Source organism: Pandoraea anhela, from assembly GCF_902459655.1.
Lineage (GTDB): Bacteria > Pseudomonadota > Gammaproteobacteria > Burkholderiales > Burkholderiaceae > Pandoraea > Pandoraea anhela.
The window spans coordinates 154,711-171,229 of record NZ_CABPSB010000013.1 but is presented as its reverse complement, the minus strand read 5'-3'; the positions used below and the strand labels follow the sequence as shown (position 1 = coordinate 171,229).

The window sequence follows — 16,519 nt, the reverse complement described above, 5'->3', positions numbered from 1 at the left end:
GCGAGTTCGGCCAGACGGACGTGGTGCTGGTGCTCGGCGCGAACGACGTGGTGAACCCGGCGGCGAAGAACGATCCGCAATCGCCGATTGCCGGCATGCCGATTCTCGAGGCGTACAAGGCCAAGACAATCATCGTCAACAAGCGTTCGATGGCGGCGGGTTACGCCGGGCTGGACAACGAACTCTTCTACCTCGACAAGACCATGATGGTGTTTGGCGACGCAAAGAAGGTCGTCGAGGAGATGGTGAAGGCGGTGGAATGACGGGAAGTCGTCGCCGACGACATCGAAACGCGCCACTGAACGAAGCATTGCGGCAGATTGCGCCCCCTTGAAGCACGAATGGCGCCACCACCGATGCCGCCGTCGGTGCATTAGCACGGTCAAGACTGTCAAGGCGGTCCGTAGTCTCGGGGCGACGAATTTTCGTCGCCCCCCCCCGAAGCGGGGCTGCACGCCATCACGGGGTGCAGCCCCGCGCTACAATGCGCGCTCATCACCGCTTCCGAGTCCCGCATCATGACGCTAGGCATCGTCGCCGCCCTTCACGAAGAAATCGCCGATCTGCTCGCGGAAATGGCTCCCGGCGCGCGCGTCGAACACATCGGCATGCGCGACTATCACGTGGGCAGATTGCACGGTCACGACTGCGTCATCGTGCTCGCCCGTATCGGCAAAGTCGCGGCTGCGGCGACGACGGCTGCGCTGATTCATCGCTTCGACGTAAGCGAAATCGTCTTCACGGGCGTCGCCGGCGGCCTCGCACATGGCCTGTCGGTCGGCGACGTGGTCGTCGCCGACACGCTCACGCAGCACGATATGGACGCGAGCCCCCTCTTCCCGCGCTTCGAGATCCCGCTGCTCGGACGCGCCTCGTTCGACGCCGAGTCCGCATTGCGCGACGCCCTCGCACAAGCCGCGCGCGACTGGCTCGCCGAGGAAATGGCCGCCCGGGTGAGCGCCGGGCTTCGCGAGGCGTTGCGGATGACCGCGCCGCGTGTGCACGTCGGACAGATCGCCAGCGGCGACCGCTTCGTCTCCAGCGCCAGTGAAGTCACGCGACTGCGCGACCATCTGCCGCAAGCGCTGGCCGTCGAGATGGAGGGCGCTGCCGTCGCGCAGGTGTGCCACGAGTACGGCATTCCGTTTGCCGTGATGCGCACGCTCTCCGACGCCGCCGACGACACCGCGCATGTCGACTTCCCGCGCTTTCTGCGCGATGTCGCCAGCCACTATTCGCACGGCATTCTGCGGCGTTTCCTGACGTCGCGCCCCGCATAGTTCGTCCGCACGCGCCACGCCGTCGCCCCCGTTTGGATACTCCGGCGGGCGAACTCGACATCGCCTGTCGAATTCCTTTCGGACAATGTCGCCTCCCACATTGTCCGCAGGAGACATCCGATGAACGTAGACCATCAACCGGCGGCCGGCGCACAGCCGCTGAATCTCAGCACACCGGTTCTGGAACCGATCTACCGGTCGCTCTGTTGGGTGGACGTCGTCAACATCCGGGCGCTCAACCCGAAATGCAATCCGACGAAAGCCGCGATGGCCGCCGCCGCCGTGCATCCGGACAGCGTCTTCGGGCGAGAGGTCGAGCGCTACATCGGCAAGACGACGGTCGGCCAGCCGGCACGCAACGCAGAACAGGCCACCGCGCTGCGACGCCTCTCGGTTCTCGAAGATCATGAGATCACGCTCGATGCACTCAGAGATACCGGACTGCCGACCGATCTCGCCGTCGATCTGCTGCGTCGCCTGATCCCGCGCCCGACCGGCTGGACGATCTTCGAGCGGCTCGCCGGCACGCCGACGCTCGACACGTGGGCGCACTCGGTGCTCACGCGTGACGAGAATGTCCACGTCGCAGACGATATCGTCACGCTGCGCATCCTCCAGACGTTCGGTCACGATATCGCCGTGCCATGGTCGCTCGACACGACCAACAAGTGGGTGTACTTCTACAGCGCCGCGGGCGATGCGAATAGTCATCTCGCGCGCGTGCTCGACATTGCCACGCTGGATCGGCCGAACTGCTACGCGATGCGCGACGCATGCCGCAAGGCGTATCAGGCGCTGGCCTACTGCCATTACGGCGCAGGCGGGCAAATCTGGCCGCACTGGGAAGCCACGCGCGACATCTGGCAGATTCACCCCGATCAGCGCGAAGGTATCGTCATCGACGACATCGTGAGCCACAACGCGATCACATGTGACACGGAGCGGTGGCTGCGCAATGTGACGACCGTGGGCTGTCTCGATGTGTCCGGGTACTCGCCGCGTACCGGCGCCGACTACGAGAGCGATTTGTCCGATCCGGAAAACGTGGCGTGCGACGCGCGTCGGGCACGGATCGCACCGAGCGACCTGCGCGAGCGTCTGGCCGTCACGCCGGCGCACCGGCGCGCAGCGCAACGCGCGGCCTTGCCGCCCCCGCCGCCGCCGCCCGCGCATCGCTCACACTCGGCCCCTGCCGCCACGGATCGGTGAGGGAGTGCATCGTTGCCGCCCACGCATACCGCCCCAAGGCAAAAGACCGGCGCATGGCCGGTCTTTTTCGTGGAACCCAAAGATGAGCGTGACGGCTTACGCGTCGCCGCCCTCGCGCTGCGCCTCGCTATCGCCCTCGCCCCGCTCGACTCGCTTGCGCACGGAACCCGCGATCAGATCGAAGCGGAACAGACGGCATTCGAGCGCGCCGTTATAGAGCGGCGTACGACGCGATTCGCGCAGACGCATCTGCCCCGGCAGGCTCATGTCCGCCGTGAGCAGGAATGCACTCCAGCCGGTGAAACGCTGCTTGAGTACATCGCCGAAGGCGCGGAAGAACGCCGCATCGACACCGTCCGGCTGATTGCGCTGGAAAGCGCCGCCGCGATTGCCGTGCATGTCGAGCGAATCGCCGTCGTCGGCATCGCGCGGCGCACGACGGCCGCGCACTTCGATACGTTCGCCATATGGCGGGTTGGCGACAATGATCCCGGGACGATCCACCGGCGGCGACATATCGCGAGCGTCCACCTGCTTCAGGCCGATGTCGCCCACGCCGGCGCACTCCAGATTGGCGCGAGACTTGAGCAGCATGTCGCCGGAAATATCGCTGCCGAAGATCGTCGCAGGCGCGCCACGCACGCGGGCGTCGCGCTGGGCGTCGGACGCCTGCACCTTGAGCGATTGCCATGCAGTGATGTCGTAACCCTTGAGCTTCTCGAAACCGAAGCGACGCCCGGCGCCCGCCGGCACGCCGAGCGCGATCTGCGCGGCTTCCGCCAGGAACGTGCCGCTGCCGCACATCGGGTCGTACAACACCATGTCGGCCGCCGTGTCGGTGCGCCAGCCCGCGAGCCGCAGAATGCCGGCGGCAAGGTTCTCGCGCAGGGGCGCCGCGCCCTTGTCCAGACGCCAGCCGCGCTTGAACAACGGCTCGCCCGACGTATCGAGATAGAGCGTTGCGTCGGTCGCGGTCAGGAACGCGAACACGCGCACGTCAGGCTGCGCGGTGTCGATGTTCGGACGCGCACCGGTCTTCTCGCGCAGGCGATCGCACACGGCGTCCTTGACGCGCAGCGTGACGAATTCGAGACTGCGCACCGGCGCCTTGATGCCGGTGACGTCCACCCGCAACGTCTGCTGATAGCCGAACCAGTCCTCCCAGCGCTGACGCAGTGCGAATTCGTAGATGTCCTGTTCGGTGCGATAGCCCTGCTGCGCCACACGCAGCAGCACCCGGCTGGCGATGCGCGAATGCAGGTTGGCGGCCATGCCAGCCGCCCAAGGGCCTGCGAAGTGCACGCCACCGGGCACCTGTTTGCCCACCGAAATCGGGGCGAGACGCCCCAGTTCTGCCAGTTCGGCGGCAAGCGCCTCTTCCAGTCCGCGAGGACAGGGCGCAAAGAATTCGAAGGAAGCCATGTGGATGCGTACGACCGGCGCGCGAAGCGCCGGTTGGGGGAATAAACCGCTATTGTACGCGCGCGGAACCGGCCGACGTCAGCGGTGCGCCGCCGGGGCAGGCGGCGAGCTTGTGCAGCAGCGTTTCCACAATGGCGTCGGGCGACTCGCGGATGTCGATGATCAGCGCGTCGCGCGGCTCCTCCAACGTGTTGAACTGGCTTTGCAGCAACGCCGGATCGAAGAAATGGCCCGAGCGCGAGGCCAGACGCTCGCCGATCACCTCGGGTGCGCCCTTGAGGTAGACGAACACGACGTCGCCATCGTGCTCGCCGAGCACATCGCGGTAACGGGCACGCAACGCCGAGCATGCGAACACATGATGACGCCCCGCCACCCGGCGCGCGACGATCGCCTCGCGAATCGCAGCGAGCCACGGTGCGCGGTCCTCGTCGTTGAGCGCCTCGCCACGACGCATCTTCTCGATGTTCGCGGCGCTGTGAAACGAATCCGCGTCGGAAAACCCGCAGCCCAGCCGGTCGGCAAGCTTCTGCCCGACCGTACTCTTGCCGCTGCCCGATACGCCCATTACCACGACGATCATGGCTCGTCTCCTTGTTCCGTGCCGACTCGCGTCGGCGTGTTGCTCTTGCTGCATGCCCGGCATCGCCACCTCAGATCACCGTTGCGAGGCCGAGCGTCAACAGAAGCGCCACGACAGAGATGATCGTCTCGCAAACCGTCCACGTCTTGAAGGTCTGCGGCACGGTCATGTTGAAGTACTCCTTGACCAGCCAGAAACCGCCGTCGTTCACGTGCGACAGGATCAGCGAACCCGCGCCCGTGGCCAGCACCATCAGTTCCGGCTTGACGGTCGAGCCGGCGGCCGCCGCGATCGGGGCGACGATACCGCAGGCGGTCGTCATGGCCACCGTGGCCGAGCCGGTCGCGATACGAATGAGCACGGCCACCAGCCAGCCCAGCAGCAGCGGCGAGAGGTGGGCGTTCGTCGCCACGTCGACGATCGCCTTCGACACGCCGCTGTCCATCAGGATACGCCCGAAACCGCCACCTGCGCCCACGACCAGCGTAATCGTTGCGATCGGCGCCAGACACTCGTTGGTGAACTTCAGGATCTGGTCGCGATTGAAACCGCGTTGCTTACCGAACGTGAAGAAGCTCACGAGCGTGGCGATGAGCAGCGCCATCACCGAATTGCCGATCAGACGCAGGAAATCGTTGGCGAATGTCTTCGGTGCGAAGAACAGATCGGCCCAGCTGCCGATAAGCATCAGAATGACCGGCAACAGGATCGTGAACAACGTGATGCCGAAGCCCGGCAATTGATGCATCGGACGGTCTTCGTCGACGAACTGCGCGAGCAGCGGGTTATCCGGGTTGGGCACCACATAACGCGCCATCAGCTTCGCGAACAGCGGACCGGCAATCGCCGCTGTGGGAATGCCGACGATCAGGGCGTACATGATGGTGTGACCGATGTCCGCGTTGTATGCCGTGACCGCCAGCAGCGCCGCCGGGTGCGGCGGGATCAGGCCGTGCACGACCGACAGACCGGCCACCATCGGAATGCCCACGAGCACCATCGAGGTACCGGTGCGCTTCGCAACGTTGAACGCAATCGGAATCAGCAGCACGAAGCCGACTTCGAAGAACACCGGCAGACCGACGATGAACGCGATCACGACCATCGCCCAGTGCACGTTCTTCTCACCGAAGAAGCCGATCAGCGTGCGCGCAATGCGCTCCGCCCCGCCGGACTCGGCCATCATCTTGCCGAGCATCGTCCCGAGACCGACCACGAGCGCGATGTGCCCCAGCGTGTTGCCCACGCCCGTTTCGAATGCCTTGACGATCCCGCCCATGGGCATGCCGACCGCCAGCCCAAGCACGAGCGAGACGACGATCAGCGTAATGAACGGATTCAGTTTGAAGCGCGCGATCATCAGAATCAGCGCGATTACCGCGACAAGCGCGTACACCAGCAGCAAGTTGCCTTGCACCGCGACCATGGGGGGTCTCCTCGTTTGGCTAGATGGGCGGATGCCCGTTGGGCTCGCGCCCGCTTATTGGAATCCTCGTGGAATCCTCTTGGAATCTTGAAATCCTGCGCTTCGATAACGCCGGCGTACCTCGTCGTTGTTAGCTCGCCGTTGTTACATCGCCTTCGTTACATCTCCACCGCGTGACGACCTCGATCGACCGCCCGCAAGCCTGACGCGTCAGCCACGCGGCAGGGCGCTCGCCGCGCGCGCCAGACGCGTTACGCCGTCCCAGTCCTTCGCGTCGACCAGCGCCTTGGGCGTCAACCACGAACCGCCAACACACACCACGTTCGGCTGCGCCAGATACGACGGCGCCGACTCGGCGCTGATGCCGCCGGTCGGGCAGAAACGCACGTCGCGGAACGGGCCGTACAGCGCCTTGAGCATGGGCACGCCTCCAGAGGGCTCGGCCGGGAAGAACTTCACCGTCTCGTAGCCGTCGGCCAGCGCCGCCAGAATGTCCGAGGGCGTCACCACGCCCGGCAGCAGCGGCAGACCGGCAGCCCGAGCCGCCGCGCCCAGCGCGGGCGTGTACCCCGGCGACACGCCGAAGCGCGCACCGGCGGCCACGGCCTGCGCCATTTCCTCAGGGCGCGTGAGCGTGCCCACGCCGACGATCAGGTCGTCGGACAGGGCCGCCACGTGACGAATGACGTCCATCGCCGCCGGGGTGCGCAGCGTGATTTCGAGAACTCGCACGCCGCCCGCGAGCAGCGCACGCGAGACCTGCTCGCCCTGCTCGACGTTATCGAACTGGAGCACCGGAACCACGGGGCCGGCACGAACGATGTCATTGATGTCCATTACGTTTTCCTTGAATGCTGTGACGTCTTGCATGTTGCCCGTCTAGCGCCACCTGCGCACGTCGAGCCTTGTCGCGACTCGTCACTCGGTACCGAAGAACACGGAAGCGCCGGTCTCCGCCGCGCCCACGGCCGCACGCATGTGGCCGAAGAGCAGACGTCCGGTGTCGTCGCCCGAAACCGGTACCGGCGCGATTTCGCGCGCGGCCCATTCCTGCGGCGCGACCTCGGCGTGCAGCATGCCGGCGTTCGCGTCGAGCACGATCAGGTCGCCGTCGCGCACCCGGGCGAGCGGTCCGCCGCCGGCCGCCTCGGGCGACACGTGAATCACGGCGGGCACCTTGCCCGAGGCGCCCGACATGCGGCCGTCCGTCACGAGCGCCACCGCGAACCCTTCGTCCTGCAAGACACCGAGCAGAGGCGTGAGACGATGCAGCTCCGGCATGCCATTGGCGCGCGGCCCCTGGCCACGCAACACCACGACCACGTCGCGACGCAGCTCGCCCGCGTCGAACGCGGCCTGGACCGCTTCCTGCGAAGTAAATACGCGTGCCGTTGCGGCCACGCGCCGATGTTCCGGCTTGACCGCCGACACCTTGATGACGCCCCGCCCGAGATTGCCGTGCATGAGCCGCAATCCGCCATCGGGGGCGAACGGCTCGGCATGGCCGCGCAAGACGTCACGATCACCACTGTAGGCGCTCCCCGCACGCCATGCCAGCCCTTCAGGCGACAGCCACGGCTCGGCGCGGTAGCGCGACAAGCCCGGCCCGGCCACGGTCTTCACGTCGTCGTGCAGCAGGCCGGCGTCGATCAATTCACCGATCAGGAAGCCCATGCCGCCCGCCGCGTGGAAGTGGTTCACGTCGGCCTTGCCGTTCGGGTAGACGCGCGCCATGAGCGGCACGATGGCCGACAGCGCGTCGAAATCGTCCCAGTCGATGACGACCCCGGCCGCGCGCGCCATCGCCACCAGATGCAGCGTGTGATTGGTCGAGCCGCCCGTGGCGAGCAGGCCGACGATGCCATTGACCACGGCGCGCTCGTCGACCACATGGCCGATGGGGGTGTAGTCAGGGGTGTCGGCGCCGATGGCCAGCACGCGCGCGAGCGTGGCATCGGTCAGCGCATCGCGCAGCGAGGTGTGCGGATGCACGAAGGCGGCGCCCGGCAGATGCAGCCCCATGATTTCCATGAGCAACTGATTGCTGTTGGCCGTGCCGTAGAACGTGCACGTGCCGGCGCTGTGGTATGCCTGCGATTCGGATTCGAGCAGTGCGTCGCGGCCGACTTGCCCCGTGGCGTACCACTGGCGGATCTTGGCCTTTTCGTCGTTCGACAAGCCACTCGCCATCGGACCGGCGGGCACGAAGATCGTCGGCAGATGACCGAACTGCAAGGCCCCGATCACGAGACCCGGCACGATCTTGTCGCACACGCCGAGCATGAGCGCCGCGTCGAACATGTTGTGCGAGAGGGCGACCGCCGTGCTCATCGCGATGATTTCGCGCGAGAACAGCGACAACTCCATGCCGGCGTTGCCTTGCGTGACGCCATCGCACATCGCGGGCACGCCGCCGGCGACCTGCGCCGTTGCGCCGAGCTTGCGCGCAGCCTCGCGCAGACGCGCCGGATATTGCTCGTAAGGCTGATGCGCCGAGAGCATGTCGTTGTAAGCGGTGACGATGCCGACGTTCGGGCGACGCTGCTCGCGCAGGATCAGCTTGTCGTTGGCGGGCATGGCGGCGAAACCGTGTGCGAGATTGGCACAGGACAGCGCCCCGCGCTGCGGGAAGCGGCCGGCGCTGGCGTCGATGCGGGCCAGATATGCGGCACGCGTGTCGCGGCTGCGCGCGGCAATGCGCGCAGTGACTGCCATTACGGTCGGGTGCAGGGGCTTCGTTTGCTCGGACATCATGCGAAAAGGTTCACGCCGGGAACGGCATTGCGATGCCCCGAAGCACGGGCCGGGTGCCGGCGGCGTTCAGCCGGGATCCGGGCGGGTCGGGGGCAATTGGGAGCGGAGTTTAGTAGAAATTCTACATCCCATCAATCGAAAGACCGCCCTATTCGGGGTTTTACTGAGTCACATCCAACACTTACGGCATTTTTTGCCGTATCGAGAAACATCAATTCATAATGTGGAATGTCGTATTTCTGTAGTTTTTGTACATTTTCATACGTCATCAAGGGACGATCAGCGTGTACACGAGCGGATGCTGCGGCGCTTGCGGGTGCTATAGTGGGCGCCTGACAAGCCGGTTCCGTCACGGATTCGCCGTATTCGGCCCGTGACGCCACGCCGGCGCCATACTGTTGAAACGGGGGAACGGGGGAACGGGGGGAATGACGCGCAACGGCCCCGATCGGCCCCTGCGCTGCGCGTCTGCTTTTGTTGGTGCTTGCCTGCCATGCTTAACCGAATCAAAGCCACGCTGACCCAGTTGCGCCCCTCCGAGCGCAAGCTCGCGACCTATGTGCTGGACGCCCCGCGCGAAGTCGTCGACCTGTCGATGAACGAACTCGCCGAGCGCGCCAGCGTCAGCCAGCCGACCATCGCCCGCTTCTGCCAGGCCGTCGGATGCAGCGGCTACCGCGAATTCAAGATTCGTCTGGCGCAGGGTATCGCGCAGGGTGTGCCTTTCGTGCACCGCGACGTGCGGCCGGACGAACCGGTGCCGGGCATCGCGAGCAAGGTGCTCGATCGCACCATCGGCAGCCTCATGCAGGTCCGCAACAACCTCTCGCCCGACAGCGTCGGACAAGCCATCGCGCTGCTCGCCACCGCGCGACGCATCGAGTTCTACGGCGCGGGCGCGTCGGGCATCGCCGCGCAGGACATGCAGCACAAGTTCTTCCGGCTAGGCGTGCCCGCCGTGGCGTATAGCGATCCGCACGTCTACGGCATGTCGGCCGCGCTCCTGGGGCAAGGGGATGTGGTCGTCGCGATCTCGAATACGGGACGCACGCAGGACCTGCTCGAAGCTGCGGCGCTCGCCCGCACCGCAGGGGCCAGCGTGATCGCCATCACGCACAGCAATTCGCCGCTGGCGCGGCAGGCGTCAGTGGCGCTGTTTGCCGACGTCGACGAAGACACGGACGTGTATTCGCCGTTGACGTCGCGCATTGCGCATCTGGCCATCGGCGACGTGCTCGCCGTGGGGATGGCGCTGCGGCTCGGCGACCGGTTGCCGTCGCAGCTCGCCCGCGCGAAGGAAGTCATCAATCGTCGGCGCACGGCCAACGACGCGAAGTAGTGCGCGTTGCCGCGAGAAGTGCAAAGCGACTGTGCAACGACTGAACACGGCTGAACACGGCTGAACGCCGGGCGAGACGGAGCGGGGGCGCGAGGGCGTAACGAAAGCGCGGCGTGACGTACGCCGTACCTCGTCCGCGCACCGTCCCCACGTCAAGCACATCGGTTCACGGCTGCCGCGCTTGCGGCTTCACCACCGGATTAACCACCGGATTAACCACATTATGCAGCGGCTGGCCGGTCAGCGCCGCGATCAGGTTGTCGGCAGCGCACGACGCCATGGCATAACGAGTCTCGTGCGTGGCCGAGCCGATGTGGGGCAACGCCACCACGTGCTGCATCTTCAGTAGCGGCGAGTCGACAGAGACCGGCTCACGCTCGAAGACGTCGAGACCGGCCGCGCGCAGATGACCGCGCGCCAACGCGTCGATCAGCGCGGCTTCGTCGATCACCTTGCCGCGTGCGGCGTTGATGAAGATCGCACCGCGCTTCATCTGCGCGAACTCGTTGGCGCCGATCAGGCGTTCTGTCGCAGGCGAGAGCGGGACGAGCGTCACGACGAAATCGGACTGGGCCAGCAATTCGGGCAGCGTGCGGTGCTCGGCGCCGTAGGCCGTCTCCGCCGCCTCGTTGCGCGAGCGATTGCTGTACAGCACCTTCATGCCGAAGCCCAACGCCGCACGACGCGCCACCGCACCGCCGATACGGCCCATGCCGACGATACCGATCGTCTTACCATGCACGTCGGTGCCGAAGTGGGCTTCGCCGAGACTCCCCCTCCAGCCGCCGGCCTTGACGAGTTCGGCCAGTTCCACAACGCGCCGGGCGCTGGCGAGCACCAGTGCGAACACGGTATCGGCCGTGGTTTCCGTGAGCACGTCGGGCGTGTTCATGAGCACGATGCCGCGACGCGTGAGATCGGGCACATCGAACTGGTCGTATCCCACCGAGATCGTGGCCCATGCCTTGAGTTTCGGGGCGCCGTCGAGCAGTGCCGGGGTGGCGTTCACGCCCACGCCGATGGCGCCGTCCGCACGGCCGAGCGCCGCCGCGAACGCGGCGCGATTACCGTCGTTCACGCCGTCGAACTCCGTGAGCGAGAAGTGCTCGGCCAACCGTGCGCGCACGTCCGGCGGCACGCCCTTGTACAACACGACTTCGGGACGGCTCATGGGGCGCGCTCCTTGGGCGACGACCGCCGCCTCCGCGCAGGTTCGCCGAAGGGCAGCGGTCGAAATATCTGGCGATCGGATCGGCGCAGGCTCAGGCCGATCGCCCGGCCTGCAACTGCGCTGCCCGGACGGTGACGGTTGCAACGTCCGGCGATCGGATCGATGCGAACTCAGGCCGTCTTACCGTCGACCTCACCGGCTTGCGCAAAGGCGCGCTCGAGAAAATCGAGGCGGTCCTGGCCCCAATAGGGCTCGCCTTCGAAAACGAACCACGGCGCGCCGTACACGCCGGCGCTCGCGGCGTCATTGGTGTTGGCGTCGTACGCCGCCTGAACGCTCGCGCCGTTCGACGCCGCGAGCAGCGACTTGCCGTCGAGCGACAGGCTATCGGCGATGGCTTGCAGCGTGTCGTCGTCGGCAATGTTGCGTTCGTCGACCCACAGCGCCTTCGAGACGGCGCCGATCAGTTCGAGCGCCTTGTCCGTGCCGTGCGCGAGCTGCGTCGCAATCACGAGGCGGGCGGACGGATCGCCCGACACCGGGAAAAACCGGGGCTGAAGATTAAGCGGCACGCCCAGATACTTCGACCAGCGCGCCAGTTCCACCAGACGATACGCCTGACGCTGCGGTGCGCGCTTGGCGAGCGGCAGGCCACCCGACCCGTCGAAGACGCGTCCGAGATCCATCGGCTTGAGTTGGATCTGCACGTCGTATCGACGCGCCAGCGCCACGAAACGCGCATGTCCGAGATAGACATAGGGCGACTGCGTCGCCAGAAAATACTCGCAGGTCAGACTCACGGCAAACTCCTCTTCCTATGGATGGTTGGCGCTTATGGTTAGCGCTGTTGCGGTATGACGACGTGTGTGATGGGTGCGATGCCCATGACGGCGCTTGCCTGAACGGTCACGGCATCACACGGTAGCGGGCCGACAGGCAGGCGCGCCGCTCAGAACGGCTTGACGACGGCGAGAATCACAGCGCCCAGCAAGCCCATCACCGGAATCTCGTTGAAATAGCGATACCAGCGATGCGAGCGCGTATTGCGCCCCGTTTCGAACTTGCGCAGCAAACTGCCGCAGGCGTGGTGATAGCCGATCAGCAACACCACGATGAGAAGCTTGGCGTGCAGCCAGCCGCCGGAGCGGCCGATGCCGTAGTACAGCCAGAGGATCAGTCCGAAAGCGAGCGCGGGCACGGCCAGGATCGTCATGAAGCGATACAGCTTGCGCGCCATGAGCAACAGACGCTGCGTCGCCGCCGGATCGCTCTCCATCGCGAGATTGACGAAAATGCGCGGCAGGTAGAACAGACCGGCAAACCACGAAGCGACGAAAACGATGTGAAGCGCTTTGATCCAGAGCATCGGGGCAAGTGGCCCGGGGCAGGCCGTCGAATAATATTGAACAGGAAGCAATGTACAACAATCTGCCGCCTCGCGACGTTCAACGGGCCTCGTCACCCCCTCCCGGCCCTGCGGCATATCGACGCGACCCGCAGGTGCCGGCGAGCCCCGCCGCACAACCGCCCGGACGCGGCCCGTAGGCACGCCTGCCCAGGCCCTCCCATGCCCTCCCATGCCCGCCCATGCTCGCTCACCCCCGGCCATGGCCAACGAGAACACCTCCTCTCGGGGAGGGTGGTAGCTGCCCTGTTGCGCTGCGTCGTGCGCGCGCCGTCAGTCGTGCCCCCATCACGGCCCCACCGTCTTGCATGGCGAAACAGACTGCAACCAGTGAATCCATCGACGTCCATCGACGACTTCGCGCCATGCCCCGGAGCGGCTGTGCCAGAATACGGGCCATACTGGCTTTTTTGCCCACATCGGCGCAGTCCGCCGATCATCGGCCCCCGCATGAGAATTCTTGGCATCGACCCCGGCCTGCGCGTCACCGGTTTCGGCGTGCTCGAAAAGCACGGCAACCGTCTGCAATATGTGACGAGCGGCGTTATCCGCACCGGCGACGGCACGCTGGCCGCCCGCCTGCGCATCATCTTCGAGAGCGTGGCGGAACTGGTCGACACCTACCAGCCCGATCAGGCCGCCATCGAAAAGGTGTTCGTCAACGTCAATCCCCAATCCACGCTGCTGCTCGGTCAGGCGCGCGGTGCGGCGATCACGGCGCTGTCGGTCGGGGGGCTGGAAGTCTTCGAATACACGCCAATGCAGTTGAAGCAGGCGGTCGTCGGTTACGGGCGCGCCCGCAAGGAACAGGTGCAGGAGATGGTCACCCGGCTGCTCACGCTGACCGGCACGCCGGGCAAGGACGCCTCCGACGCGCTCGGCGTGGCCATCTGCCATGCACATAACGGCGACACCTACGCCGCGCTGGCCGAGGTCGCCCCGGCGCTCGCCGCCAAGGGCTTGCGCGTCAAGCGCGGGCGGCTGGTCGGCTGATCGGGCGAGCGTCCGAAGCGCTACAATGCAGCCATGATCGAAACCGACAAACTCGCCGCCGAGCGCATCATCGCGCCGACCCCGGCCTCGCCCAACGAAGAAGCCTTCGAGCGCGCGCTGCGCCCCAAGCTGCTCGACGAATACGTCGGCCAGCGCAAAGTGCGCGACCAGCTCGAAATCTTCATCGAGGCGGCCCGCAAGCGCTCGGAACCGCTCGACCACGTGCTGCTCTTCGGCCCGCCCGGTCTGGGTAAAACGACACTCGCGCACATCATCGCCCGCGAAATGGGCGTGCATCTGCGCCAGACGTCGGGTCCCGTGCTGGAGCGTCCGGGCGACCTCGCCGCCCTGCTGACCAATCTCGAAGCCAACGACGTGCTGTTCATCGACGAAATTCACCGGCTATCGCCGGTCGTCGAGGAAATTCTGTACCCGGCGCTCGAGGACTACCAGATCGACATCATGATCGGCGAGGGGCCGGCGGCGCGCAGCGTCAAGCTCGACCTCCAACCGTTCACGCTCGTGGGCGCGACGACCCGCGCCGGCATGCTCACGAATCCGCTGCGCGATCGCTTCGGGATCGTGGCGCGTCTGGAATTCTATTCGGCCGAAGAACTCGCCGGCATCGTGCGACGCTCGGCCGGGCTGCTCGGCGCGGTGATCGCCGACGACGGCGCGTATGAAATCGCCCGCCGCGCGCGTGGCACGCCGCGTATCGCGAACCGACTGCTGCGCCGCGTGCGCGACTTTGCGGAAGTGAGAGCCGACGGCCGTATCACCGCGGCGGTCGCCGATGCCGCGCTGTCGATGCTCGACGTCGACGCCGTCGGTTTCGACGTAATGGATCGCAAGCTGCTCGAAGCCGTGCTGCACAAGTTCGACGGCGGCCCGGTGGGCGTCGATAACCTGGCCGCCGCCATCGGTGAAGAGCGCGACACGATCGAAGACGTCATCGAACCGTATCTGATCCAGCAGGGCTTCCTGCAACGCACCCCGCGCGGACGCGTCGCCACGCTCGCCGCCTACCGTCATTTCGGACTGGCCGCCCCCGGCAGCGCACCGGAGAGCGGCTCGCTCTGGTCGCCAGACCCGACGACAGGCAAGTAGCGGCGCACACCGCCCCGTCCTGCCCCCCCGTCATTCGCCCGGCACGCCGCGACGTCACATCGTCCCACCGACCACCGCTCGATATGGCCTCGCACGATGACCTGCCCACCCCGCCGCCCGCGACGCCCCTGCGTCCCGCCGGGCCGGTCGTGGGCGTGTCGGGACGCTTGCGGCACGCCATCGCCATGCGCCTCGTGAGCCTGACATCCGGCCCCGGCGCCCCCCGCCTGAACTACGACACCCCCGACGGCGATCCCGGCCTCTTCGGCCCGGACGCCGCGTGCTGGCACGTGCACGGCGATTTCACGTCGATGATGATCGGCGGCGTCAGCGCACTGCTGCTGCAATCGCTGCACCCGCTGGCCATGGCCGGAGTGTGGGACCACTCGACGTTCCGGGAGGATGTGATGGGACGCCTGCGCCGCACGGCGACGTTCATCGGCGGCACGACCTTCGGCAATACCGCCGACGCCGAAGCGCTGCTCGAACGCGTGCGACGCATCCATCTTCAGGTCAAGGGGACCGCGCCCGATGGCCGGCCTTACGCGGCTGACGATCCGGCGCTGCTGACGTGGGTGCATGTCGCCGAAACGTCGAGCTTCCTGCGAAGCTACCTCGTCTACAAGAATCCGGCGTTCTCGCGCGGCGATCAGGACCGCTATTACGCGGAAGTGGCGCGCATTGCGACGGCGCTCGGCGCGCACGACGTGCCGACGAGCGTGACGCAAATCGACGACTATCTCGAATCGGTGCGGCCTTCGCTCACCGCGAGCAATCGCACGGAAGAAGTCGTGCGCGTACTGCGTAACCTGCCCGCACCGTTTGCCGGCGCTCGCGTATTCAGCGGACTGTTGTTTCGCGCGGGCATCGATCTGCTGCCGGACTGGTCGCAGGCGATGCTCGGCTTCGATGAACGGGCGGCACTTCGCCGTCTCACGGTGCGGCCTGCCGTACGTCACATGGCGCAGGTGGCGCGCTGGTCGATGCGCAACAGCGTGGCGCATCGCGCACGGCGACGCGCGCTCGCCCCACCGGCCGTCGAGATCACCAAGCCGTCGTGGGAACGCTAGGCGCCGACGCGCGCTCGCACGCTACCGTTCCACGCCTCACACCACACGCGGGTCGACGCGGTCGTCGGCGGCGGCATGCACCGGCTTGTCGTTGCTTTCGTCGCGTACGGCGTCGTCCAGATGGGTCACATCTCCCCAGCTCAGCACCTGCCATCGCTCGCCGTCGTAAGCCAGACGGTTCACGCTAGCATTGAGCAACGGATACGCACGCGGTTCGGTCAGCGCGAGCCCCGTCGCAAGCCGGTAGCAGCAGTCCAGCACACCGCCGTGCGCGACCAGCCCCACGCGCTGCCCCGCGTAATCGCCGAGCAATTGCGTGACGAAATCGGTGACGCGCGTATAGAAGCCACGCATCGATTCGCCACCGGGAATGACAAAGTCCGGATCGCGCGTCTGCCAACGCGCGTAGTCCTGCGCAAAGTCCGCCTGAATCTCATCGGGCACGCGCGTCTCGAAAGCCCCGTAGTGGCGCTCCCGAAGCCGCGCCGTGCGCACGAGCGGCAAACCGCATGCGCGCGCCACGGGCTGCGCCGTCTGCACGGCGCGCTGCAAGTCGCTTGTCAGCAGGTGATCGAACACGCTGCCATGCGTCGAGACCTCGCGTTCGATCCGCGCACCGAGCAAGACCGCCTGACGTTCACCCTCGGCAGAGAGCGGAATGTCGGTGTGCCCCTGAATCCGCTTGACGCGGTTCCAGTCGGTCTCGCCGTGGCGAATCAGGGTCAGCGTGGTGGTCGTGCGGGTCATCGATGCAATCGCG

General features: G+C 66.4%; 16 protein-coding genes. 7 read left to right on the top strand and 9 right to left on the bottom strand.

Features of this window, described 5'->3' with window-relative positions; all coding sequences use genetic code 11:
• The 3 genes from PAN31108_RS17760 to PAN31108_RS17750 form a co-directional block, all read left to right on the top strand.
• A partial coding sequence (locus PAN31108_RS17760) for an NAD(P)(+) transhydrogenase (Re/Si-specific) subunit beta (RefSeq protein ID WP_150670144.1) occupies positions 1 to 263 on the top strand: 263 nt, incomplete at its 5' end.
• A gap of 255 nt (positions 264 to 518) precedes the next feature.
• Complete coding sequence (locus tag PAN31108_RS17755; RefSeq protein WP_150670143.1) at positions 519 to 1,280, top strand: 5'-methylthioadenosine/adenosylhomocysteine nucleosidase; 762 nt, start codon at positions 519 to 521, stop codon at positions 1,278 to 1,280.
• Between the two features lie 120 nt (positions 1,281 to 1,400).
• On the top strand, positions 1,401 to 2,489 hold the full coding sequence (locus PAN31108_RS17750; protein ID WP_150670142.1) for a hypothetical protein: 1,089 nt from the start codon (positions 1,401 to 1,403) through the stop codon (positions 2,487 to 2,489).
• Positions 2,490 to 2,585: 96 nt separating this feature from the next.
• Here the strand turns inward: PAN31108_RS17750 and PAN31108_RS17745 are convergent, their stop codons facing one another.
• The 5 genes from PAN31108_RS17745 to edd form a co-directional block, all read right to left on the bottom strand.
• Complete coding sequence (locus PAN31108_RS17745; RefSeq protein ID WP_150670141.1) at positions 2,586 to 3,911, bottom strand: THUMP domain-containing class I SAM-dependent RNA methyltransferase; 1,326 nt, start codon at positions 3,909 to 3,911, stop codon at positions 2,586 to 2,588.
• A 49-nt stretch (positions 3,912 to 3,960) separates the two neighbouring features.
• Complete coding sequence (locus tag PAN31108_RS17740; protein WP_150670140.1) at positions 3,961 to 4,494, bottom strand: gluconokinase; 534 nt, start codon at positions 4,492 to 4,494, stop codon at positions 3,961 to 3,963.
• A gap of 70 nt (positions 4,495 to 4,564) precedes the next feature.
• A complete protein-coding gene (locus PAN31108_RS17735; protein ID WP_150670139.1) occupies positions 4,565 to 5,920 on the bottom strand; it encodes a GntP family permease in 1,356 nt (451 codons plus the stop codon).
• A gap of 210 nt (positions 5,921 to 6,130) precedes the next feature.
• Entirely contained in the window at positions 6,131 to 6,757 is a 627-nt protein-coding gene (gene eda, locus PAN31108_RS17730; protein WP_150670138.1) for a bifunctional 4-hydroxy-2-oxoglutarate aldolase/2-dehydro-3-deoxy-phosphogluconate aldolase, read from the bottom strand.
• 81 nt (positions 6,758 to 6,838) lie between these two features.
• A complete protein-coding gene (gene edd / locus PAN31108_RS17725; RefSeq protein ID WP_174995037.1) occupies positions 6,839 to 8,671 on the bottom strand; it encodes a phosphogluconate dehydratase in 1,833 nt (610 codons plus the stop codon).
• A 496-nt stretch (positions 8,672 to 9,167) separates the two neighbouring features.
• On the opposite strand from edd, the gene PAN31108_RS17720 reads away from it, so the two are divergent.
• The gene (locus PAN31108_RS17720; RefSeq protein WP_150670136.1) at positions 9,168 to 10,013 is read left to right on the top strand and encodes an SIS domain-containing protein; all 846 of its coding nucleotides are present in this window, start codon (positions 9,168 to 9,170) and stop codon (positions 10,011 to 10,013) included.
• A gap of 166 nt (positions 10,014 to 10,179) precedes the next feature.
• Here PAN31108_RS17720 and PAN31108_RS17715 read toward each other — a convergent pair whose 3' ends face one another.
• The 3 genes from PAN31108_RS17715 to PAN31108_RS17705 all read right to left on the bottom strand — a co-directional run bounded on the left by PAN31108_RS17715 (position 10,180) and on the right by PAN31108_RS17705 (position 12,550).
• Complete coding sequence (locus PAN31108_RS17715) at positions 10,180 to 11,184, bottom strand: NAD(P)-dependent oxidoreductase (protein ID WP_150670135.1); 1,005 nt, start codon at positions 11,182 to 11,184, stop codon at positions 10,180 to 10,182.
• Positions 11,185 to 11,354: 170 nt separating this feature from the next.
• Positions 11,355 to 11,984 carry a 2-hydroxychromene-2-carboxylate isomerase gene (locus PAN31108_RS17710; protein WP_150670134.1) on the bottom strand — a complete coding sequence of 210 codons (630 nt, stop codon included), beginning with the start codon at positions 11,982 to 11,984 and terminating at the stop codon, positions 11,355 to 11,357.
• Positions 11,985 to 12,133: 149 nt separating this feature from the next.
• Positions 12,134 to 12,550 carry a CopD family protein gene (locus PAN31108_RS17705; RefSeq protein WP_150670133.1) on the bottom strand — a complete coding sequence of 139 codons (417 nt, stop codon included), beginning with the start codon at positions 12,548 to 12,550 and terminating at the stop codon, positions 12,134 to 12,136.
• Positions 12,551 to 13,039: 489 nt separating this feature from the next.
• Here PAN31108_RS17705 and ruvC point away from each other — a divergent pair, with 489 nt between their 5' ends.
• From ruvC to PAN31108_RS17690, 3 genes are all read left to right on the top strand, one after another.
• Positions 13,040 to 13,582, top strand: coding sequence for a crossover junction endodeoxyribonuclease RuvC (gene ruvC, locus PAN31108_RS17700; protein ID WP_150670132.1), 543 nt, complete (start codon positions 13,040 to 13,042; stop codon positions 13,580 to 13,582).
• Positions 13,583 to 13,615: 33 nt separating this feature from the next.
• Positions 13,616 to 14,689, top strand: a complete 1,074-nt coding sequence (ruvB, locus tag PAN31108_RS17695; RefSeq protein WP_150670131.1) for a Holliday junction branch migration DNA helicase RuvB — start codon at positions 13,616 to 13,618, stop codon at positions 14,687 to 14,689.
• Between the two features lie 83 nt (positions 14,690 to 14,772).
• Entirely contained in the window at positions 14,773 to 15,759 is a 987-nt protein-coding gene (locus PAN31108_RS17690) for an oxygenase MpaB family protein (protein ID WP_150670130.1), read from the top strand.
• Between the two features lie 36 nt (positions 15,760 to 15,795).
• Here PAN31108_RS17690 and PAN31108_RS17685 read toward each other — a convergent pair whose 3' ends face one another.
• Complete coding sequence (locus PAN31108_RS17685) at positions 15,796 to 16,506, bottom strand: histidine phosphatase family protein (protein WP_150670129.1); 711 nt, start codon at positions 16,504 to 16,506, stop codon at positions 15,796 to 15,798.
• Between the last annotated feature and the right edge of the window lie 13 nt (positions 16,507 to 16,519).